At 72.3% G+C, this 15,589-nt stretch carries 14 protein-coding genes; 3 read left to right on the top strand and 11 right to left on the bottom strand.

Annotated elements, in window-relative coordinates; translation table 11 throughout:
- Positions 1-13: 13 nt before the first annotated feature.
- Positions 14-1,396 carry a CynX/NimT family MFS transporter gene (locus ACIQD7_RS21490; protein WP_402443474.1) on the bottom strand — a complete coding sequence of 461 codons (1,383 nt, stop codon included), beginning with the start codon at positions 1,394-1,396 and terminating at the stop codon, positions 14-16.
- Complete coding sequence (locus ACIQD7_RS21485; protein ID WP_383404210.1) at positions 1,393-2,073, bottom strand: FadR/GntR family transcriptional regulator; 681 nt, start codon at positions 2,071-2,073, stop codon at positions 1,393-1,395. Before ACIQD7_RS21485 ends, ACIQD7_RS21490 begins: the two co-directional genes overlap by 4 nt.
- A 123-nt stretch (positions 2,074-2,196) precedes the next feature.
- Between ACIQD7_RS21485 and lpdA the strand changes: the two genes are divergently transcribed.
- On the top strand, positions 2,197-3,600 hold the full coding sequence (gene lpdA, locus ACIQD7_RS21480; RefSeq protein ID WP_383404212.1) for a dihydrolipoyl dehydrogenase: 1,404 nt from the start codon (positions 2,197-2,199) through the stop codon (positions 3,598-3,600).
- 65 nt (positions 3,601-3,665) lie between these two features.
- Positions 3,666-4,325: a rhomboid-like protein gene (locus ACIQD7_RS21475; protein WP_402443471.1), complete on the top strand. Its 660-nt coding sequence runs from the start codon at positions 3,666-3,668 to the stop codon at positions 4,323-4,325.
- 150 nt (positions 4,326-4,475) lie between these two features.
- On the opposite strand, the gene ACIQD7_RS21470 is transcribed toward ACIQD7_RS21475, so the two are convergent.
- From ACIQD7_RS21470 to ACIQD7_RS21430, 9 genes are all read right to left on the bottom strand, one after another.
- A complete protein-coding gene (locus ACIQD7_RS21470) occupies positions 4,476-5,282 on the bottom strand; it encodes an HAD family hydrolase (protein WP_402443469.1) in 807 nt (268 codons plus the stop codon).
- Complete coding sequence (gene serS / locus ACIQD7_RS21465; RefSeq protein ID WP_402443467.1) at positions 5,279-6,568, bottom strand: serine--tRNA ligase; 1,290 nt, start codon at positions 6,566-6,568, stop codon at positions 5,279-5,281. The genes ACIQD7_RS21470 and serS overlap by 4 nt, the downstream gene beginning before the upstream one ends.
- A 507-nt stretch (positions 6,569-7,075) precedes the next feature.
- Entirely contained in the window at positions 7,076-8,011 is a 936-nt protein-coding gene (pheA, locus tag ACIQD7_RS21460; protein ID WP_121828880.1) for a prephenate dehydratase, read from the bottom strand.
- A gap of 174 nt (positions 8,012-8,185) precedes the next feature.
- Positions 8,186-9,472 (bottom strand): iron uptake transporter deferrochelatase/peroxidase subunit, encoded by a 1,287-nt coding sequence (gene efeB / locus ACIQD7_RS21455; RefSeq protein WP_402443465.1) that lies wholly within the window; start codon positions 9,470-9,472, stop codon positions 8,186-8,188.
- 6 nt (positions 9,473-9,478) lie between these two features.
- Complete coding sequence (locus tag ACIQD7_RS21450) at positions 9,479-11,521, bottom strand: copper resistance CopC/CopD family protein (protein ID WP_402443463.1); 2,043 nt, start codon at positions 11,519-11,521, stop codon at positions 9,479-9,481.
- Positions 11,522-11,689: 168 nt separating this feature from the next.
- A complete protein-coding gene (locus ACIQD7_RS21445) occupies positions 11,690-12,160 on the bottom strand; it encodes a copper chaperone PCu(A)C (protein ID WP_402443461.1) in 471 nt (156 codons plus the stop codon).
- Positions 12,157-12,897: an SCO family protein gene (locus ACIQD7_RS21440; RefSeq protein WP_402443459.1), complete on the bottom strand. Its 741-nt coding sequence runs from the start codon at positions 12,895-12,897 to the stop codon at positions 12,157-12,159. Before ACIQD7_RS21440 ends, ACIQD7_RS21445 begins: the two co-directional genes overlap by 4 nt.
- Positions 12,898-12,958: 61 nt before the next feature.
- Entirely contained in the window at positions 12,959-13,747 is a 789-nt protein-coding gene (locus ACIQD7_RS21435; protein WP_121828876.1) for a YcnI family protein, read from the bottom strand.
- A 202-nt stretch (positions 13,748-13,949) separates the two neighbouring features.
- Complete coding sequence (locus tag ACIQD7_RS21430; protein WP_402443457.1) at positions 13,950-14,735, bottom strand: hypothetical protein; 786 nt, start codon at positions 14,733-14,735, stop codon at positions 13,950-13,952.
- A 317-nt stretch (positions 14,736-15,052) separates the two neighbouring features.
- Here ACIQD7_RS21430 and ACIQD7_RS21425 point away from each other — a divergent pair, with 317 nt between their 5' ends.
- Positions 15,053-15,523, top strand: a complete 471-nt coding sequence (locus ACIQD7_RS21425) for an ATP-binding protein (RefSeq protein WP_121833423.1) — start codon at positions 15,053-15,055, stop codon at positions 15,521-15,523.
- Positions 15,524-15,589 lie beyond the last annotated feature (66 nt).

Here is a 15,589-nt window from a genome sequence, read left to right as displayed (position 1 = left end):
CCGGCCCGTGACCTCAGACCGTACGGTTCCGGGCCGCGAGGAGCCCCACGGCCAGGGCCGTGGCGCAGACGCCGAGGACCACGCAGATCGGCGGGGTCCAGGAGCCGGTGGCCTGGTGCAGGGAGCCGGCCGCCAGCGGGCCCGCGGCGGCGAGCAGATAGCCGACCGTCTGGGCCATCCCCGAGAGCCCGGCCGCGGTCACCGCGTCCCCGGAGCGCAGCACGATCAGGGTCAGGGCGAGCCCGACCGCACCGCCCTGGCCGACACCGAGGAGCGCCGACCAGAGCCAGGCGCCCTCCACCGGCGCCACCAGCAGACCGGCGTAACCGGCCGCGACCAGCGTGGTGACGAGCACGATCAGCGGGCGCTGGCTCCGCATCCGGCCGGCGAGCAGCGGCACCACGAAGGCGCCCGCCACCTGCACCAGGTTGTTGAAGGCGAAGACCACGCCGGCGGTGGAGCGGTCCATCCCGTGGTCGATGAAGATCGTCGGCATCCAGGCGATCAGCACGTACGTCCAGAGCGACTGCAGGCCCATGAAGAGCGTGACCTGCCAGGCGAGCGCCGAGCGCCAGACGTTCACCGGGCGGGCGCCCCCGGCCGGGACGGCCCGTACCGCGTGGCCCGTACGGCCGCGGGCGATCAGCACCTGGGGCAGCCAGGCGACCGCCGCCACCGCGGCGAGCAGCGACCAGAAGCCGAGGGAGGCCTCCCAGCCGCCGCCCAGGGCCTTCTCCAGGGGGACGGCCGCCGCCGCGGCCACCGTGGCGCCCGCGATCATCGCGCCCGTGTACACCGAGGTCATCGCCGCGGCCCGGTCCGGGAAGTCACGCTTGATCAGACCCGGCATCAGCACGTTGAGCAGGGCGATCGCCGTTCCGACGAGGATCCCGCCGCCGTACAGCGCGTACACGGACGGCAGCACGCGCGCGAGGACGCCGGCGCCGAGCAGCAGGAGCGCCGCGAACAGCACGCGCTCGGCGCCGAACCGGCGCCCCAGCCACGGCGCCACCGCCGCGCCCGCGCCCAGGAAGAGCACCGGCACCGAGGTGACCAGCGAACTCGCCGTCGCGGAGAGCCCGAAGGCGGCGGATATCTCGCCGACCAGGGGAGCCACGCTCGCCAGGGCCGCCCGCATGTTCAGCGAGGCCAGCACGATCCCGACGAGGAGCAGCGCCGGATGCGCGAGCAGGGCGCGCCGGGCCGCCGCCCCGGCCGCCGAGGCCCGGACCCCGGCCTCGGCGTCGACGAGCACGGGCGCGGGCCCAACAGCGGGCTCGGAAGCGGAAGCCGCCCCGGAGCCGGGCACGGCCGCCGTCGTGGTCGCCCCCGCCTCCGTACCGGACGTACGTGCTCCGGACGTACGCGCACCGGACGTACCCGCTCCGGCGCTCATCGGGACCGCTCCGTCAGCGCCGCCACCGTCTCCATCGGCACCCGCAGCAGCTCGCGGGCCTGTCGCTCCGCCGCCTCCGGATCGCCCGCCTCGACCGCGGCCACCAGGGCCTCGTGGGCGTCGATGTCGACCGGCGGCATCTCCCGGTCGCCCAGGGCCTCCACCAGGACCTCGTGGACTTGGGCGGAGAAGAAGCGGTACACCTCCACGAAGGCCGCGTTGTGGGTCGCGCCGACGACCGCCAGGTGGAAGGCGAGGTCCGCGTCGGCGTTCCGGTCGCCCTCCTCCCGCAGGGTGGCCAGGGCTGCCCGCAGCCGCAGCAGGTCGTGGGTGTCGCGCCGGGCGGCGGCGAGCCGGGCCGCCTCGGCCTCCAGGGCGACCCGCAGTTCGAGCACGTCGGCCGCGCCCGCGTGCCGGACCCCGCGCAGGACGGCCGCCGGGTCGGCGGTGGACCTGACGAAGGTGCCGTTGCCCTGGCGGGACTCCAGGAGCCCGGCGTGGACGAGGACCCGGACGGCCTCGCGGACGGTGTTGCGGCCCACCCCGAGCTGCTGCGCGAGCTCGTGCTCGGTGGGGATGCGGTCGCCGACCGCCCACTCCCCGTCCGCGAGCTGACCGCGGAGCTGCTCCACCGCGGAGTCCACCAGCGAGGTCCGCCCCGCCGCCCTGAGTGCCATGCCGTCCCGACCTCTCGATTCGCCCGGTTGCCCAGTCATCCTACAACTCACCGCCCCGGGGACACGGGACTACTGTGGGGCCGTACGCGGACGGAACACCCTCATCACCCTCGGGAGTCAGTCATGTCAGACCGCTTCGACGTCGTCGTACTCGGAGCTGGCCCCGGCGGCTACGTCGCCGCCATCCGCGCCGCCCAGCTGGGCAAGCGGGTCGCGGTCGTCGAGGAGAAGTACTGGGGCGGTGTCTGCCTGAACGTCGGCTGCATCCCCACCAAGGCGCTGCTGCGCAACGCCGAACTCGCCCACATCTTCAACCACGAGGCGAAGACCTTCGGCATCAAGGTCGACGGCACCGTCTCCTTCGACTACACGGAGGCGTTCCGCCGCAGCCGTACGGTCGCGGACGGCCGCGTCAAGGGCGTCCACTACCTGATGAAGAAGAACGGGATCACCGAGTTCGACGGCCGGGGCACCTTCCTCGACGCGAACACCCTCCAGGTGGCGAAGTCCGACGGCACCACGCAGACGATCGCCTTCGACAACTGCGTCATCGCCACCGGCGCCACCCCGCGCCTGCTGCCGGGCACCTCCCGCACCGACCGCGTGGTGACGTACGAGGAGCAGATCCTCGCCGAGGACGCCCCGAAGTCGATCGTCATCGCCGGCGCCGGCGCGATCGGCATCGAGTTCGCGTACGTCCTGAACAACTACGGCACCAAGGTCACGATCGTCGAGTTCCTCGACCGCATCGCCCCGCTGGAGGACGAGGACGTCTCCAAGGAGCTGGCGAAGCAGTACCGCAAGCTCGGCATCGACGTCCTGACCTCGACCCGCGTCGAGACCATCGACGAGTCCGGCCCGCAGGTCCGCGTCACCGTCACCGGCAAGGATGGCGCCCAGAAGGTCCTGGAGGCCGACAAGGTCCTCCAGGCGATCGGCTTCGCCCCGAACGTCACCGGCTACGGTCTGGAGAACACCGGCGTCGCCCTGACCGAGCGCGGCGCGATCGACGTCGACGGCCGCTGCCGCACCTCCGTGCCGCACATCTACGCCATCGGCGACGTCACCGCGAAGCTGATGCTCGCGCACACCGCCGAGGCCATGGGCGTCATCGCCTCCGAGACCATCGCAGACGCCGAGACGATGGAGCTCGACTACCCGATGATCCCGCGCGCCACCTACTGCCAGCCGCAGATCGCCAGCTTCGGCTGGACCGAGAAGCAGGCGCGCGAGAAGGGCTTCGACGTCAAGGTCGCGAAGTTCCCCTTCACCGCGAACGGCAAGGCCCACGGCCTCGGCGACGCCACCGGCTTCGTCAAGATCGTCGCGGACGCGAAGTACGGCGAGATCATCGGCGCCCATCTGATCGGCCCCGACGTCACCGAGCTGCTGCCCGAGCTGACCCTGGCCCAGCAGTGGGACCTCACGGTCCACGAGGTCGCCCGGAACGTCCACGCCCACCCGACCCTGGGCGAGGCCGTGAAGGAGGCGATCCACGGGATCGCCGGACACATGATCAATTTCTGAGGTTCCTCCCGCGACCCGGCAGGTCCGGGCGCGACCCCGCAGGTCCGGGTGATAGGCACTGAAAGGTGCCGAGCAGAACCTCTCCGGGTGGCGAACCGTCCCGGCCGATCAGGTCGTGGGTGCGTTCGTCACCCGGTACGCACGCGTGGCTGGCGGTCATCGCACTCACCAGCCTCGTCATCGCGCTCGCCCCGCCCGGCGTGGAGGACTACTTCCTCCACCGCAACAGCAGCAACCTCCACCAGCTCGCCCACCATCCGGTGCGGGCCCTGCTCGGCAGCGCGTTCTGGATCGAGGACCCGGCCGGCATCGTTCTGTACGCGGCGCTCTTCGAGCTCCTGCACGCGCCTGTGGAGCGCTGGCTCGGCACCGCGAAGTGGCTCGTCGTCGTCGCCACCGCGCACATCACGGCGACGCTCGTCAGCCAGCAGGTGGTCCTGGCGGCCATCCGCCTCCACGACGTGCCGCGCAGCATGGCGCACGTCGTCGACATCGGGGTCAGCTACGGGCTCGCGGCCTCGGCGGGCGTCCTCACCTACCGGCTCCCCCGCCCCTGGCGCTGGCTCTATCTGGCGGGCCTGGTCGCGTTCTTCGCCGTCCCGCTCGTCACCGACCGCACGTACACCGATCTGGGGCACACGATCGCCCTGACGGTCGGCCTCGCCTGCTACCCGCTGACGCGCGGAAAACCGGTCGCACACGAACGGCGACCCGGCGCACACTAGACGTACGGGGGACACGGGGGATCTCCCGAGGAGAGGGGCGGCCGCTTCGAGCGCGCGGACCGCGGTCCGCGCGGGCCGCCCCTCCTTTTCGAGTCCAGCCGGCCAGCACGCTTCCGAGTCCAGCCGGCGCCGGCCAGCAGGCTTTCGGGTTCAGCCGGCCAGCAGGCGCTCCAGGACGACGGCGATGCCGTCCTCCTCGTTCGAGGCGGTCACCTCGTCGGCCACCGACCGCAGTTCCGCGTGGGCGTTGCCCATGGCCACGCCGCGGGCCGCCCAGCCGAACATCGGGATGTCGTTGGGCATGTCGCCGAAGGCGATCGTCTCCGCCGCCTTCACGCCCAGCCGGCGCGCGGCGAGCGAGAGGCCCGTCGCCTTGCTGAGGCCGAGCGGCAGGATCTCCACGATGCCGGGCCCCGCCATGACGATGTCCACGAGCCCGCCGACGGTGGCGCGGGCGGCCCGGGTCAGCTCGTCGTCGGTCAGCGTCGGGTGCTGGATGTACAGCTTGGTCAGCGGCGCCGACCACAGCTCGGAGGGGTCCTCGTACGGCACGTACGGCAGCGGACCCTCGTGGACCCGGTAGCCGGGGCCCATCAGGACCTCGCCCTCCAGGCCGTCGCGGCTCGCGGCGAGGGCCAGCGGGCCCACCTCGGCCTCGATCTTGGACAGGGCGAGCCCGGCGAGCTGCCGGTCCAGGGTCAGCGAGGTCAGCAGCCGGTGCTCACCGGCGTGGTAGACCTGCGCGCCCTGCCCGCACACCGCGATCCCCTCGTAGCCGAGGTCGTCGAGGATGTGCCGGGTCCAGGGCACCGCCCGGCCGGTGACCACGATGTGGGCGGCGCCCGCCGCCGTCGCGGCGGCGAGCGCGTCCCGCGTACGGTCCGAGACGGACTCGTCGGACCGCAGCAGCGTCCCGTCGAGGTCCGTCGCGACCAGGCGGTAGGGGAAGGGGCTCACTTGGCGATCGGCTCCAGGACCTCACGGCCGCCGAGGTACGGCCGGAGCACCTCGGGCACCCGCACCGAACCGTCGGCCAGCTGGTGGTTCTCCAGGATCGCCACGATCGTGCGCGGTACGGCGCACAGCGTGCCGTTCAGGGTGGCCAGCGGCTGGACCGTCTTCTTGCCGCCCTGCTCGTCGCGCATCCGGACGGAGAGGCGGCGGGCCTGGAAGCTGTCGCAGTTCGACGCCGAGGTCAGCTCGCGGTACTTGCCCTGCGTCGGGATCCACGCCTCGCAGTCGAACTTGCGGGAGGCGGAGGCGCCGAGGTCACCGGTGGCGACGTCGATGACCTGGAACGGCAGCTCCAGACCGGTCAGCCACTGCTTCTCCCAGTCCAGGAGGCGCTTGTGCTCGTTCTCCGCGTCCTCGGGCGCGACGTACGAGAACATCTCGACCTTGTCGAACTGGTGGACGCGGAAGATGCCCCGGGTGTCCTTGCCGTACGTGCCGGCCTCGCGGCGGAAGCAGGGCGAGAAGCCCGCGTACCGCAGCGGCAGCTTGTCGGCGTCGATGATCTCGTCCATGTGGTACGCGGCGAGGGGGACCTCGGAGGTGCCGACGAGGTAGTAGTCGTCCTTCTCCAGGTGGTACACGTTCTCCGCGGCCTGGCCGAGGAAGCCGGTGCCCTCCATGGCGCGCGGGCGGACGAGCGCGGGCGTCAGCATGGGGATGAAGCCGGCCTCGGTGGCCTGGGCGATCGCCGCGTTGACCAGGGCCAGCTCCAGGAGGGCGCCGACGCCGGTCAGGTAGTAGAAGCGCGAACCGGAGACCTTGGCGCCCCGCTCCACGTCGATGGCGCCGAGCGCCTCGCCCAGCTCCAGGTGGTCCTTGGGCTCGAAGCCCTCGGCCGCGAAGTCGCGGATGGTGCCGTGCGTCTCCAGGACGACGAAGTCCTCCTCGCCGCCGACCGGGACGTCCGTGTGGACGATGTTCCCGAGCTGGAGCAGCAGGCGCTTGGCCGTCTCGTCGGCCTCGTTCTGCTCGGCCTCGGCGGCCTTGACGTCGGTCTTGAGCTGCTCGGCCCTCTTCAGGAGCTCGGCGCGCTCCTCCGGGGTGGCCCTGGGGATCAGCTTGCCGAGCGCCTTCTGCTCGGATCGGAGCTCGTCGAAGCGGACGCCGGACGACCTGCGCCGCTCATCGGCGGAGAGCAGGGCGTCGACGAGGGAGACGTCCTCTCCACGGGCGCGCTGGGAGGCGCGAACACGGTCGGGGTCCTCACGGAGCAGGCGAAGGTCAATCACCCCACCAGGCTACCGGTGTGCGTTCGCACGACCCCACCGGATAAGAGGGCGTGTGCGGTTTCGCCCGAATTGCCGCGCTCGGAAATGTCGCGGACGGGTGGGCGGTGTGGCGGACGGGGTGGACGCGATTAGTTATCCACAGCCTGTGCGGAAAAACTGTGGACTACGGAAAGGGTCGCAGACTTTTCCCGTCCCGCGCCTGGGAAATCCGTGATCAAACAGCATCGAGACGCTCATTCGGGTGGGAATCCCTCACTCCGAAGAGTGGGTCTGCCGGGGGATGCTGACGGAGGGGCGGGTGCAGCGCTGTGGATGACAACCCCGGTGGGCGGGAGTGGCTAGGGCGATTTGTCGACCTTGCCGGAGTGTGGTGTCGACTTGTCCCCAGGCTGGACGGAATACCTGTGGATAACCTCTGTGGGTAACTGAAAAATATGCAGGTAGGACTAGTGGTTCGTACCTGTGGACGACCGCGCACGCTCCGGGGAGCGATCCGCCATTCTCGGGTCAGGCCCGACCGTCTTGGGCCCTCGCCAGCCAGTCGGAGGCCGCCATGAACTCCCCGTCCGAAGTGCCGCGCCGCAGCGCCCGCACGTCCTCGACCGCGACGCCCGCCCGCGGATACGAGCCGAGGAACCGCACTTTGGGGCAGATCCGCTTGAGCCCCATCAGCGCCTCGCCCACCCGCCGGTCCGCGATATGGCCCTCGGCGTCCACGGCGAAGCAGTAGTTCCCGATCCCCGCTCCCGTGGGGCGGGACTGAATCAGCATCAGGTTCACCCCGCGCACCGCGAATTCCTGGAGCAGTTCGAGGAGGGCACCCGGATGATCGTCACCCAGCCACAGCACCACCGAGGTCTTGTCCGCGCCCGTCGGGGCCGCGGGCCGGGCCGGCCGTCCCACCAGCACGAACCGGGTCTCGGCGTTCTCCGCGTCGTGGATCTCGGTGACGAGTGCTTCGAGCCCGTACGTCGCCGCCGCGAACTCCCCCGCGAAGGCGGCGTCGAAGCGGCCCTCCCGCACCAGCCGGGCGCCGTCCGCGTTCGACGCGGCCGACTCCCACACCGCGTCGGGCAGGTGCTTCCGCAGCCAGTTTCGGACCTGCGGCTGCGCCACCGGGTGGCCCGTGACCGTCTTGATCTCCGAGAGCTCGGTCCCGGGCCGGACGAGGAGCGCGAAGGCGATCGGGAGGAGCACCTCGCGGTAGATCACCAGCGGCTCGCCGGAGGCCAGTTCGTCCAGGGTCGCGGTCACCCCGCCCTCGACCGAGTTCTCGATCGGGACGAGCGCGGCGGCGGCCTCCCCGTTCCGTACGGCGTCGAGGGCGGCCGGGACCGAGACCATGGGGACGAGTTCCCGTGTCGCGGCCTCGGGCAGCGTGCGCAGCGCCGCTTCGGTGAAGGTGCCTTCGGGGCCGAGATAGGTGTACCGGGTGGCGGACATACCGTCACCCTAATGGTCCCCGGAGGCCGCCGACGGCCGTCCGCCGGAGGCCGGCTGCCGTTCGCGGGCCGCCCGCTGCCGTCCTCCGGGCGCCTCCGTCCGGCAGGGGCCGGGCGTCGGCGGTCCGTCCCGTCACGGGCCGGGCGTCTCGTGTCGATCGCCGCCCGGGCGGCCTCACGCCTCCAGGAGGCGCTGGCCCACGTACTCGCCCTCGGCGGGGCCGCCCGGCACCGCGAAGAGACCGCTCGTCTCGTGGCGGATGAACGGGGACAGCGCGTCGCCCCGGTCGAGCTTGCGCTGCACCGGGACGAAGCCCCGGAGCGGATTCGCCTGCCAGCAGATGAAGAGGAGCCCGGCGTCGGGCGTCCCGTCCGCGGCGATGCCGTCGTGGAAGGAGAACGGCCTGCGCAGCATCGCCGCCCCGCCGTTCTGTTCGGGGGCGGAGATCCGGGAGTGGGCGTTGTCGGGGATCACGGTCCCGCCGTCGGGCCCGCGCTTGTCCAGGTCGAGTGCGGTGGTCTCGGTGCCGCCGGTGAGCGGGGCCCCGTCGGACTTCCGGCGCCCGATCACCTTCTCCTGCTTGTCCCGGGGCAGCTTCTCCCAGTCGTCCAGAAGCATCCGGATCCGGCGCACCACCGCGTACGAACCGCCGGCCATCCACTCCCCGGCTCCGGTGACCCCGGCCGGCACGAAGATCCGCCGGTCGAAGTCGGCGTCGGTGGGCTTCGGGTTGCGGGTGCCGTCGACCTGGCCCATGAGGTTGCGGGCGGTCATCGGCCGCGCGGTGGCACCGGCCGAGCGGTTGAAGCCGTTCATCTGCCAGCGCACCCGGGCCGCGTCCCCCGCGTCCTTCTGCACGGCCCGCAGCGCGTGGAAGGCGACGAGGGCGTCGTCGGCACCGATCTGCACCCACAGGTCGCCCTCCGAACGCCGGGGGTCCAGGGCGTCCGAGGAGAAGGCCGGCAGCGGATCCAGCTCGGCCGGGCGCCGGGCGGTCAGGCCGGTGCGGTCGAAGAAGGTACGGCCGAAGCCGAAGGTGACCGTGAGGGAGGAGGGGCCCGCGTCGAGCGCGACCCCGGTGTCCTCGGCCGGAGCCTTGCCCGCCATCAGGACCTTCGCCGTGGCCGACCAGCGGCGCATCAGGGCGACGGCCTCCTTGCGCCCGGCCCCCGGGGCGAGGTCGAAGGCGATCAGATGGCCGCGCGACTGGAGGGGCGTGGTGATGCCCGCCTGATGTTTCCCGTGAAACATCACCTGGGTCGAGCCGACGCTGGTCAGGGCCGCCGGGCCGCCGGCGCCGTTCGCGGAGGCGGCGCCGTCGCCGGACACGGCCGCCGAGATCGCGGCGCCGCCGGCCGCACCGGCGACCAGGCCGGCCGCGCCCGCCGCTCCGACGGTGCCGAGCAGCCGCCGCCGGGAGATCTCAAGGTTGTCGCGCTCGATGTTGTCGCTCTCGCTCACGGGAGGTCAGCCGATCTTCACGTTCTTGTCGATGGTGGTCTGGTCGATGTCGGAGGTGCGGACGGTCACCTGGATCCGCCACTCGCCGGACATCGGGATCTGGACGCCGCTCGCGCTCCAGTGTCCGGCCTGGATGCGGTCGGGGGCGACGGGCAGCGGGCCCACGTCCTTCGCCTCCAGGGTGAGGGCGACCTTGATCTCGGGGACGTCCAGCGGCTTGCCGTCGGGGCGCTCGACATAGAGGTGGAGTCCGTTGGCGCCGGTGCGGCCGGGGTCGAGGCTGAGCCGGACGACGCCCTTGCCGTCGACGCCGCCGGTGTCGAAGGGCAGCCGGATGTCGACGGGCCGGTCGGGCACGGCGGCCGGACCGGAGGCGGCGGTGGACCGTCCGGCCTCCTCCTCGGTGCGGCCGGGCTCGGTCGCGGTGAGGACGGTGGTCACGACGAGGAGGACGACGGCGACGGCGGCCTCGGTCAGCACCGAGCGGCGCAGCCCGGACCGCTCGGGGTCGGCGTCCCGCTCCCGCTTGCGCCGGGCGGTGGCGACGGCGGCCCGCTGCCGGGCGAGCTGAGCGGCCCGCTCGGGGTCGACGACGGGGGCCGCACCGGAAGCCTCGTCGGCTTCAGGAGCCTCGCCGGTCCCGGGGGCCTTGTCGGTCCTGGAAGCCCCGGAAACCCCGTCGGTACCGGAAGCCCCAGGAGCCTCGTCGGTCCCGGAGACCTCGCTGTCCTCGCCGTCCTCGCCGCCCCCAGCATCCTCGGCACCCTCGCCGTCCTTCGCTCCCCGCTCTTCCCCCTCCACCGGGGACGGGTCGGCGAGTCGCCGTGTCCACCGGCGGGAGATCCAGGCGATCCCGACGAGGACGGCCATCAGGCCGATCTTGACGAGGAGGAGCTGGCCGTAGCGGGTACCGGTCAGGGCGGACCAGGAGCCGACCTGGCGCCAGGACTGGTAGAGCCCGGTGGCCGCGAGGACGGCCACGGAGGCGAAGGCGACCTTGGAGAAGCGCTCGACCGCGGCGCGTTCGACGGAGGGCGCCCGGTGGAGGGCGACGAGCAGCACGGTGAGGCCGCCGAGCCAGGCGGCCACGGCGAGGAGGTGCAGGATGTCCACGGGCATCGCGATGCCCGGCTGGATCCCGGTCGAGGCGTGCTCGGCCAGGGCCCAGGTCCCGGCGATCCCGGTGGCCACCACGGCGCCGCCGATGCCGAGGCCGAAGACGAGGTCCTTCTTCTCCTTCGGGTCGGTGCGCCGGGTGTAGGAGCCGAAGAGGACGGCCACGAAGAGCGCGGCCGCGCCGAGCAGCAGCAGCCGGGAGGTGAGCGCGGCCCCGGTCTTCGTCTCCAGGACGCTCTTCAGGCCCGCCAGGTCGAAGGCGTCGGAGAGCTCCCCGGAGCCGGTGTACGGGTTGCGCAGGAGCAGCATCACCAGGGTGGCGCCGGTGAGGGTCAGCCAGGCCCGCACCACCGTCCGCTGCACCGGGCGGACGCTCGCGCCGCGCGGCCAGCAGACCAGGACGAAGGCGCCGCCGCCGACGAGGACGGCGAAACCGGCGTACGAGAGGTAGCGCGCGATGCCGTAGAGGGCGCCGACGAGCCCGCCGCCGGGCTCCCGGTCGGGCAGGGCGACGGAGGTGGCGGAGGGGGCGCCGATGGAGAAGGTGAAGGCGCCGGCGATGGGGTGGCTGTCGGCCGAGACGGTCTGCCAGGCCACGGTGTACGTGCCGTCGGGAAGTCCGGCGCGGAGCTCCACCCCGTACCGGACGATGGAGCCGCTGCACAGGTCGCGTATCTCGCCGGTGTCGGCCCGCCTTCCCGCCGGGTCGAGGACCCGGATGGAGTCGGCGCTCATGGCGACCTGCTCGGAGAAGGTGAGGTTGACCTCCTTGGGAGCGGTGGCGACCACCGCCCCGTCCTTCGGATCGCTGCCGGTGAGCGCCGCGTGCGCGGAGGCGGGTGCGGCGCCGGCGAGCAGCGTGCCGAGGAGCGCGGCCGCGAGGATCAGCAGCCGGGCCAGGGCGGTACCGAGGCGCGGGGCGGTGGTTGTCATCTCTGGGTCACTCCGTCGGTCAGTTCTGTGCGAACCGGTCCTGTACGCGCCGGTCCTGTGCGAACCGGTCCTGTACGCGCCGGTCCTGTGCGAACCGGTCCTGTGCGTGTCGGCCCTGTACGCGCCGGTCCTGCGCGAACCGGCCCTGTGCGAACTCCGTCAACGCGTTCAGTGCTGCTGCGGGTTGTGGTTGGCGGCCTCGACGGGAAGGTCGACCTTGATGGGGTCGGACTTCTCGAAGTGGAGCTCGACGCTGACCTTGTCGCCCTGCCGGGGCTTCTTCTTCAGCGACATGAACATGATGTGGTTGCCCCCGCGTGCCAGGGCGAGCTTCCCGTTCGCGGGGATCTCGAAGAACTCCACCTCCTGCATCTTCTGGTTCTTCGTCTCGTGGATCGTGACGTCGTCCGAGATCGGGCTGGTGACGGAGGTCAGCTTGTCCGCCGTGTCGCCGTCGTTGGTGATGGTCAGGAAGCCGCCGGCCATGTCCATCACCGGCTGCGGCATGAACGCGCCGCTGACCTTCAGTTCCGGCTTCCCGTCCCCGCCCGCGGCGTCGGACGAGGACGAGCACCCGGTCAGCGCGAGCGAGGCGGCGAGTGCCATGGCGGCGGACAGGGCGGTGATGCGGCGGTTCACGGGTTCTCCCCCTTGACGAGCTTCGGCAGGTCCTTGGCGTAGTCCTCGACGGTCGTGTCCTCGCCGTACAGGACGTAGCCCTGGTCGGTGGTGGGCGAGAAGGCGATCACCTGGGCCCCGTGCATGGAGACGACCTTGCCGTCCTTCTCCTTCTTCGGCGGGTCGATGCCGATGCCGATCTGCCGGGCCCCCGCCTGGATGGCGGAGAACTCGCCGGTGAGACCGGTGAAGGAGGGGTCGCCGGCGGCGGGCAGCCACTTGGCGAGCTCGGCGGAGGTGTCCCGCTCGGGGTCGGTGGTGACGAAGACGACCTGGAGCTTGTCCTGGTCGGCCTGGGGGAGCTGCTTCTTGGCGATGGCGATGTTGCTCATCGTCATGGGGCAGACGTCGGGGCAGTGCGTGTAGCCGAAGTAGATCAGGGTCGGCTTGCCCTTGGTGCGCTCGCGCAGGTCGTACTTCTGGCCCTTGGTGTCGGTGAGGACGAGGGCGGGCTTGTCGTACGGCCGGTCCAGGACGGTCGCGGCCTTGGTGGTGTCGGTGCCGCCGGAGACCTCGGCGACGGAGCCCTTGCCCGCGCCGGAGGTCTTGCCGTCGTCGCCGAGGCCGACGGCCGCGGTGATGCCGATCGCCGCGACGATCGCGGCCGCGGCGATGAACAGCGGGGTGCGCCGGCCCGGGCGGCCCGGACGAGCCGGACCGCCCTCGGACTCGGGGGTGTTCGTCTTCTGTGCGGACATGCTGTTTCTTTCCGTGTCCTTCGGGAGTTCTTTCCGTGTCCTCGGAGAGGAAGCGGGGCCGTCAGGCCGAGCGGCGGCGGCCGGCGAGGACGCCGAAGGCGACACCGGCCACGCCGATCAGGATGCCGACGACGCCGAGGACCCGGGCGGTGGTGTCGGAGGAGGAAGAGGAGGCGGAAGACTCCGCGGCGGCCTTCTCCTCGTGGTCGCCCGCCTTGTCGTCGTGACCGTCCTTCTCGCCCGTGGAAGCGGAGGCGGACGCGGTGGCGGACGGCGCCGCGCCGCCGCCGTGGTGGTCGTCGGACGCGGCGGAGAGCTTCAGGACGGGAGCCGGGTTCTGCGGCTCCTCCGCGCCCTCCTTCTGCTCCTCGATCCAGCGCACGACCTCCTTGTTGTCGTACGTCTGCACCGCCTTGAGGACCAGCTGGTCGACGTCCTCGGGCAGCTGCCCGAGGGAGAGCGGGAACTGCTGGAACTGGCCGGGGCCGATCTTCGAACCGTCGGCGGTCCAGGTGACCTTGGAGACGGCCTCGTTGATCTTCCTGCCGTGCAGCTCCAGCGGCTTGTCGAGCTTGCTCTTCGTCACCTCGGCCTTCCAGCCGGGGACGGGCTGCGGCATGACGGAGGCGAGCGGGTGGTCGAGCGGGAAGCTGACCTCCAGCTTCACGGTGGAGGCGTTGTCGCGCTCGTTCGGCACCTTGATGTTGACGGTCGCGTAGCCGCCCTTGGCGGCCTCGCCCTGCGGCTGCACGCTGACGTGCGCGAAGGCGGTGCCGGAGAGCAGCACGACGGAGGAGAGGGCGATGCCCCCGGCGAGGGCGGCGCGGGTGGAGATGCGGGAAACGCTCATGACGGAACACTCCAGCTCGGAGAGGAGACGGCGAAGGACGAGAGGGTCCGGCACGCCGGGCCGGGAATCCAGAACGGATCCGGAACGGGAATCCAGGACGGATCCGGAACGGGAATCCAGAGCGGATCCGGGACGGATCCGGAACGGAATCCGGGCGGGCGTGCGGACGAACGCGGCCCCGCTCCTTGTCGAGCGGACCGCGTCAGGCTGCGAGTACGCAGTCGGCGGCCGGCGGACCGCGCCTGATCACCGTGTCCCTGAGCGCCTCGGCCACCGGCGGCGGCGAGGAGTCGAAGGCCGTGCGGAGGGTCCGCCGGGGCGCGGTGCGCGCCACCGAGGGCAGCCCGGCGAGCAGGACCCGTACGAGACGGAGCGCGGCCCGCAGCGAGTGGACCCGGGCGTGCTCCGCGAGCTCGGTCGCGCCCTGCCCGGAGAGGGCGACGAGCCGGCCGAGGGCGAGGTCGCCGCGCCGCAGCAGCCAGCCCGTGGCCAGGGCGGCGAGCAGGTGCCCCAGGAGCATGGGCAGACCGGGCAGCAGCCCGTCGGCGGAGACGGCCTCTGCGGCGGCCGCGCCGTGCCCCGCGTGGGCGTGCGCGGCGGCCGGGTCGACCCCGGCGTCGGTGAGGATCCTGGTGGCGTCGGCGGGGGTGAGGGCCGCGGCCCCGGCCCCGCAGACCAGCCGCGCCGCCATCCGGACGAGGGCGTCGTCGGCCTGGGCGCCCAGGGCGAGCCGGTGCTGCCCGAGGCCGAAGAGGACGTGCAGGCCGAGCTGCCCGGCCGCGAGGGCGCCGACGACGGAGCCGAGGGAACGCTCGCGCCCGCCGAAGAGGACGGCGAAGCCGAAGACGCCGAGGAAACCGGCGACCAGGGACCACGGGGCGACGCCCGCGCACGCCGCGAGGGCGTGGCCGAGCGCGGACAGCACGACGCAGACCGCGGTGAACACCGCGGCCCTCAGCAGCCGTGGAGCGAGCGCGGGGGCAGACATGGCGGCCCCATCATCGCACCACGCCCCCCACCGCCATACGGCAGGTCCGGAAGGTCGTTCTTGGGCCTCTTCGGACCGACATACACCTGCCTGCGGACCGACATGCACCTGCCCGCGGACCGACATGCACCTGCCCGCGAGCCGACATACACCTGCCCTACGGACCGACATACACCGGCCCGCAGGCCCCCGGCATCCGCCGAACGGGCGCTCTTGACGCCCCGGGGCGCTTACGGAGCCTCCCGTACGGCAATAGGTATCGGTACGTCGTGCTGCTGGACCACTGGTCCGCCGAGCCGATGCCGGGAGGCTGGAGCATGAGCATCTGGTGGTCACTCCATCTGCGGCGCGAAGCCGCGAGCGTGCCGCTCGCGCGCCGGCTACTGCTGGGCACGATGGAGACGGCGGGGGTCGATCCCGACGTGTCGTACGAGCTGTCGGTGGCGCTGACCGAGGCGTGTGCGAACGCGGTCGAGCACGGCGGCGCGGGCGCGGACCCCGACGCGGGGCCGGGCGGACCGCCCGGGGCGCTCTCGGGGGCCTACCGGGTGACGGCGTACCTGGACGGCGAGACCTGTCGCATCGAGGTGGCCGACTCGGGCCCGGGCTTCCCGTACGCGGAGCTTCCCGCGGCCCCCTCGGACGCCGAGCACGGGCGCGGGATGCGGCTGATCGAGGAGCTCGCCGACCACGTGCAGTTCGGCAACCGCTCGGGCCGGGGCGGCGCGGTGGTCAGCTTCGACAAGATCCTGAAGTGGAAGGACACCCCGTCCCTCCTCATGGCATAGCCCCCGGGACACGGAGAAGGGCCCCCGCCGGTCGGTCGGCGGAGGCCCTTCGTGTTCCAACGTACG

This window comes from Streptomyces sp. NPDC093071 (genome assembly GCF_044754545.1).
Taxonomy (GTDB): Bacteria; Actinomycetota; Actinomycetes; order Streptomycetales; family Streptomycetaceae; genus Streptomyces.
This window is presented reverse-complemented; position numbering and strand designations above follow the sequence as displayed.